Here is a 6,353-nt window from a genome sequence, read left to right on the forward strand (position 1 = left end):
CTCTATAACCTGAGTATCCTAGCATTGTTCCCAGTATTATTACTAATAATACTATCCATAAAGGGTGTCTTTTTCCTTTATCTTTCCGAAAGTCCTTGACTTGTTTCAGTTTTTCTATTAAGCTCAACATATATTTAAAAGGTTGGCGGTCACTTCTCATTTTACAAAGACAGTGATCGCTTTTACTTTTGATATTCTGATGGGAGAATGAAACAGCCCTAGGGCAAGGGGGGGTGGAGATTCGGCTAATCTAAGAATAAGCGGTTTAAATGCGTCTTAGGTTAAGTCTGACCTATATTTTAACAAAATTATCACCCTATCCCCAAAAATAACCAAAGGAGGTTTTAAAACCTTCCTAAAGGCCAAGATGTGCTTCAAACTATCCTAAATGGAGATTTTATGCTTGGCGCTTACGAAAAGCAGCACCTAACCCCCAAAGATGATCGCTTCAAAAATCTCGTAGCGTTCTTTGCCAATGCGAATAAAATAAATATCGCCCTCTTTCGAGGCACTAAACGCCCCAGAGTCCGCCTGACTAACATCGTAGCCGATCGCTTTCCCTTTTTCAAAGAAAATGATACGCTTGCGGCCGTCGGGTTTGGTGACAGTGACATCTGCACTACCGTTACCTCGACGAGTGACACCAAAGGGACAAGATCCCGCCGGTTTTCCGTCGCCCATAGAACAGGTAACACTACCCGTAGCATGGTAATTTGTCCCGGGTACTTTGGCATCGCTTTGGTTGTAATAATTGGAAATAAAGATTTTTAAGCGATAATTAGCTACCTCATTATTACGCACTGAATTGCGGATCAAACCCACTTGGATCGTATAATCGCCGTCCGCTGGTAGGATTCCTTCATAAGCGTTACCGGCGTTAGACCCGATAACCATCGCCGCATCCTTGCCGGGGACTTTACCCGGTGCAAAAAGGTTGAAAGAAGCACCCCCATTATCGCTATTGAAGGCAAGGGAGATATTCTGCCCAGCATTAGCGCGAATTAGGTACTGAACGACCTGTCCTCCCTTGATTTTGCCTTGAATGGTTGTTCCAGATGTTCCTGCTTTGAATTGTACCCGTTCTTTACGAACTTCGCTTAAGGCTGGAGAAGGTAGGATAACGGGGGTGGTGATTAAGGCAGCGAGGAAGAAAGCGGAAAAGAGTTTACGCATTTTCTGGGAGATAAAAAAATAAATCGAGAAAAGATGGGGTTTTTCTGCCCCTCCCCGAATCAGTAGGGAGGAAATCGAGATTACCGACCATCTAACGGACTGGTGTGGACAAGAGACTGATAGCCTCCACCTTCTACCCGTACCCTCAGAGAGTATGAGTCAAGTACGGGGATTTTGTCAAGTCTTTTTTAGAAAAAAACTTTAATCGGGGAAGGGTATATCTAAACTCATTTGTTGTCCTTGGGTTTCCCTTTGTTTTTCGGCAGCTTTCAGGACTTCAAAGGTGAGGATAACATCGAGACGTTTTTTCTGTTCAAGGATTTCTTGCACTGTCACAATCTCAATTTTATCCACACTTTGACTCATATAGCGACCGCGATAAATTCCCGCAGATTTGGCCGTTTGAACCATATCTTTGCTAGGAGGTTTCAAGGTGATGAATATACCCAAGGCTGCCCCTTGTAGTGTCATGGTTCCCTGTAGATCTCTGATGTCTCCCGATTTGACATTACCGGATTTTACTTGAAAAATAATTTTCTCGCGGTTGTCCTTATCTCCCTGAAAATAGGCAATAGCATCGACTCCTTTATCTGCCCCTTTTTTGTCATTAATCACGGCCCGGTTATTACTATAGGTTAAAACCGCCCATTTCTCAAATTCTTTGCGGGTACGATCATCGGGTTTAGTGGCTAATGCTTGCGCTGATTCCATGTCTTTAGGAATACCATTCAGTTCAATTTTATCTAAAACATTTTTACCAAAGGAGTCCTCTAATCGCTTTAACATTAAGCTAATACTCTGATAGGTTATATCAATTCCAATCCAGTTTCTCTCTAATCTCTCTGCTACAGCGATAGTCGTTCCACAACCACAATAGGCATCTAAAATTATATCTCCTTTATTGCTACTTGCTTTGATTATTCTTTCTAGCAATGCCTCCGGTTTTTGCGTAGGATAACCTAATCTTTCAGATGCTTGTGAGTTAATTGGAGGAATATCATTCCATAAATTTGTCAGTGGTACGACCGGCATTTCTTCTAAATACTGCTTTAATCTAGGAGTACCATTTCTTGTGTAATATAATTTATTTTGTTCTTCGTATTTTTGCATTGTTTCTATAGGGCATCTCCACAGCTTTTTAATTCCCTTCCAATCATAGTTATAACCACCACCTGAAAGTCCACCAGCAGTCAAATCTCTATCTAAAAATCTTCCTTTACCATCTTGATGCTTATAATATTTTTTCAGATATTCTTCTGAATATGGCTTAAATTGTTGATTAAACATCAAAATTCGCTTGGAATATAAAAAAATAACATCAGTAGTGTTAGCAAAAGTTTTGGAATCTGAATGAGCAGATGTTCTTTCCCAAGTAATTTCAGCAATATAATCACCACCCTGAGAGCAAAAAACAGTATCTAAAACTATTTTTAAATAATGACTAGCAGTGGGATCACAGTGGAGATAAAAGCTACCAGTAGATTTTAAAACTCGATGGATTTCCACAATCCTCAGAGTCATACTCACCAGATAAGCGAGAAGACTACCTTTACCCAAAACTTTAGTCAAACCGTCAATTAAATCGATAGTCTGACTGGTAAATTTACCCTGATAGTTGCTTTGAATTTCCTCTAAAGCTTCGTTAGCGTGATTATCCCATGTCCAGGTATCCACAAACGCTTGTGCTTGTGCTTGATCTTCCTTGCCTAAGTTGAGATAAATTTGGTTGTAATTGCGTTTAGAATTAAAGGGTGGGTCGATATAACAAAGATCGATCGATTCATCTTTGATATATTTACGCAGCACTTCTAGGTTATCACCGTAGTATAGTTTATTGACCATAGAGATTAAGGGAATTGACTGCATCCTCAATTCTATTATTATTCCCCCTTAAAGAGGACAAATACAATTCGCCCCTACAATAATATGATTGTACTAATTGTAAAAGCACTGAGAGGCAGCCCACAATAGTCTTACTGGGAGACCGAAATAAATTTAATTTTTTTAAGTCTATCTAGCCTGAAAATGAGGGGGTCGCAGGCAGGCACGGATTTCCATTATATAAATAAGTATATGTCAAGTCTTGGGATTTTGTCAAGGGGAATTAAGTAGGGAGGCACAATTATTTGTAGGATGGGTTAGCGGTAGCGTAACCCATCGGGGCGTTGGGTTTCATGCTTCAACCCAACCTACGTTCATCTTATATTTAATTCCACCCACCTACTTATCCTCTGCAATCGCTCCGCAGAATAATATGATTGTACTAATTGTAAAAGCACTGAGAGGCAGCCCACAATAGTCTTACTGGGAGACCGAAATAAATTTAATTTTTTTAAGTCTATCTAGCCTGAAAATGAGGGGGTCGCAGGCAGGCACGGATTCCCATTATATAAATAAGTATATGTCAAGTCTTGGGATTTTGTCAAGGGGAATTATATTAATTTCGCCGCTAAAATCAAAGGTTCGTTCCAATCAACTAAAACCCTTGTGCTTGGTAATGGCATCCCTAACCGTAGTATGATTGAACAATGCGAAGACTCAGAATGACTCGACCCGACGACTGGCACCTTCATCTCCGCGATGGTGCGGCAATGAAAGCGGTTTTACCCCATACGGTGCGTCAGTTTGCCCGTGCCATTATCATGCCGAATTTAAAGCCCCCAGTGCGCTCAGTCGCTGATGCTGCCGCCTATCGCGAGCGCATTCTGGCAGCAGTTCCAGAGGGTCAACAATTCGAGCCATTGATGACCCTCTATCTGACCGATAATACCAGTCCCGAAGAAATCATAGCGGCGAAAGCCTCCCAGTTTGTCAAAGCGGTGAAATACTACCCAGCCGGTGCGACAACTAATTCCGACTTGGGGGTGACAGACCTGCGTAAGTGCGATCGCGTTTTGGCAGCGATGGAGCAGCTGGATATGCCGCTACTACTGCACGGGGAAGTTACCGATGGAGATATTGATGTGTTCGATCGAGAGAAAGTGTTCATTGAGAGGCACTTAATCCCACTGATAACGAGATTTCCGAAACTGCGGGTCGTATTTGAACACATTACCACTGCTGATGCGGTCCAGTTTGTTCTCTCTGCTAACAACAATGTCGCCGCCACAATTACGCCCCAACATTTATTGTTTAGCCGAAACATTCTCTTTAGCGGTGGCATTCGTCCCCATTTTTATTGCCTGCCGATTTTGAAACGAGAGGAGCATCGTTTGGCACTTTTGCAAGCGGCAACATCGGGGAATGCCAAGTTTTTTCTAGGGACCGATAGCGCGCCCCATTCTCGCTACAGCAAAGAAAGTTCCTGTGGCTGCGCGGGTTGTTATTCGGCTCTGCACGCTCTAGAGTTGTACGCAGAAGCTTTTGAGAGCGTTGATGCGCTCGAGCAACTGGAAGGGTTCGCCAGCTTTCACGGTCCAGATTTTTATCAACTCCCCCGGAATACCGAACAAATCACATTAACCAAAACCCCTTGGCGCATTCCCGATGAATTGCCATTTCCCGAATCTGGACTGGTGCCGTTACGAGCGGGTGAGGAAATGACTTGGCAATTGGGGGAATAAAAAACCGCCAGTTTTAGCTTACATATAATGTTTGTGGCTTTTATGCTCCCGTCTTATTTTGGTAATAATCGCGGGTTCCCTTCGCATCTAGGGCTTCTCCGAGACGAGCAATGGCCTGAGCGTAGGCGGCGTTACGCAGAGATATATCGAACTCCTGGGCGAAAGACCAGACTTTTTCCGCTTGTGTCACCATTCTTTCTTTTAAGCGCTCATTTATCTCGTTTAATTGCCAATAAAGACCGCTGCGATTTTGCACCCATTCAAAATAACTCACCGTTACCCCACCTGCGTTAACCAGAATATCGGGGAAAACGAGAATCCCTTTTGATTCTAAAATGCGATCGGCTTCTGAGGTAGTGGGACCGTTGGCCACTTCAAAGATATATTTCGCCCGCACGCGATCGGCATTTTCGGCGGTAATTTGGTTTTCTAGGGCAGCCGGAATCAAAACATCCACATCTAGGGCTAATAATTCTTCATTACTAATCGCTTCGTGTTCCATGATATGACAGACGGTATCCTGACAGTAAATAGCAGTAATCTCGCGGTGTTCCTGTTTATACTGACGAATGCTGGCAATATCTAGGCCTTTTTCCCGATAAATGCCGCCCTGGGAATCACTTACCGCCACCACTTGATAACCGGCTTTGGCGAGGAGATCCGCTACTATGGCCCCGGCGTTACCGAATCCCTGGACGGCCACGGTAGTATTAGCGGGTTTTTTGTCTAATTTCGGCAAAAGAGAGTTAATAACATGAAAAGCTCCTGTTCCCGTCGCCGTATCGCGGCCGCGACTGCCTCCCATGGTTAAAGGTTTCCCCGTCACCACCGCCGGACTAATTTTACGCCGAATGATGCTGTACTGGTCCATCATCCAACCCATGATCATCTCGTTGGTATAGACATCGGGGGCAAGAATATCGACATCGGGACCAATAAAGTCGGCTATACCCTCGATATAGCCCCGGCTAAGGCGTTCTAACTCGGCTTTTGACAATTCTTTCGGATTGAGGGTAATGCCGCCCTTCGCCCCACCAAAGGGCAAATCCAGCAGGGCGCATTTAAAGGTCATCCAAAAGGCCAGGGACTGCACCTCATCAATGCTGACGTTGGGATGATAGCGCACACCTCCTTTGCCGGGGCCGCGGGTGTCATCGTAGCGGACGCGGTAGCCTTGGAAGATTCTTAAAGTGCCGTTGTCCATACGGACGGGTATGGAGACGCTGAGACTAGCCTTGGGATATTTTAACCGCTCGATCGCATCATCGGAAATGGAGACATACTTAAGGGCGCGTTCTAGGCGACTGCTGGCATCGGTAAAGAGTGATTTCGACATGATTTTTTTCCCCCTATCTATCCCCATTAGAACATGAAAAAACAGTATATTTCGCTACAGTTTATTTTTCTTAATTAACCATAGACAGGAATTGCCGACAAGTATTCTCAAACAAGGTTATTGTTGAGTTAACTTCAGTGATTGACACTCCCCGCTCTAAAGAGACGGGGATTCTTGGTTCACAGAGATTACTTGCTTAGACAGAATTGCTTCTGAAAAAGTAGAGGTATTCTCTCCCCAAGCGTTTATTGGGTCTAGCCCAAAGGTTCCGGTATGCCCTA

Annotated in this window: 5 protein-coding genes; 1 reads left to right on the forward strand and 4 read right to left on the reverse strand. The window is 43.9% G+C overall.

Translation table 11 applies throughout. The annotated features are described in order from the left end of the window. The 3 genes from IM322_RS12405 to IM322_RS12415 form a co-directional block, all read right to left on the reverse strand. On the reverse strand, positions 1-130 hold a 130-nt coding region (locus tag IM322_RS12405), incomplete at its 3' end, for a transposase family protein (RefSeq protein ID WP_287675989.1). A 296-nt stretch (positions 131-426) separates the two neighbouring features. Beyond that, entirely contained in the window at positions 427-1,173 is a 747-nt protein-coding gene (locus IM322_RS12410) for a p24 family protein (protein WP_158199771.1), read from the reverse strand. 201 nt (positions 1,174-1,374) lie between these two features. Beyond that, positions 1,375-3,015 carry a DNA methyltransferase gene (locus IM322_RS12415; protein WP_287674385.1) on the reverse strand — a complete coding sequence of 547 codons (1,641 nt, stop codon included), beginning with the start codon at positions 3,013-3,015 and terminating at the stop codon, positions 1,375-1,377. 686 nt (positions 3,016-3,701) lie between these two features. Between IM322_RS12415 and pyrC the strand changes: the two genes are divergently transcribed. After that, positions 3,702-4,736 carry a dihydroorotase gene (gene pyrC / locus IM322_RS12420; protein ID WP_353737511.1) on the forward strand — a complete coding sequence of 345 codons (1,035 nt, stop codon included), beginning with the start codon at positions 3,702-3,704 and terminating at the stop codon, positions 4,734-4,736. Between the two features lie 40 nt (positions 4,737-4,776). On the opposite strand, the gene IM322_RS12425 is transcribed toward pyrC, so the two are convergent. Further along, positions 4,777-6,072 (reverse strand): Glu/Leu/Phe/Val family dehydrogenase, encoded by a 1,296-nt coding sequence (locus IM322_RS12425; protein WP_287078360.1) that lies wholly within the window; start codon positions 6,070-6,072, stop codon positions 4,777-4,779. Positions 6,073-6,353 lie beyond the last annotated feature (281 nt).

Source organism: Microcystis sp. M109S1, from assembly GCF_020247025.1.
GTDB lineage: Bacteria > Cyanobacteriota > Cyanobacteriia > Cyanobacteriales > Microcystaceae > Microcystis.

Bases quoted from the DNA above. Each gene is read 5' to 3' on its own strand.
- IM322_RS12410 (WP_158199771.1), bottom strand. From the start codon at position 1,173: ATGCGTAAACTCTTTTCCGCTTTCTTCCTCGCTGCCTTAATCACCACC.
- IM322_RS12415 (WP_287674385.1), bottom strand. From the start codon at position 3,015: ATGGTCAATAAACTATACTACGGTGATAACCTAGAAGTGCTGCGTAAA.
- pyrC (WP_353737511.1), top strand. From the start codon at position 3,702: ATGCGAAGACTCAGAATGACTCGACCCGACGACTGGCACCTTCATCTC.
- IM322_RS12425 (WP_287078360.1), bottom strand. From the start codon at position 6,072: ATGTCGAAATCACTCTTTACCGATGCCAGCAGTCGCCTAGAACGCGCC.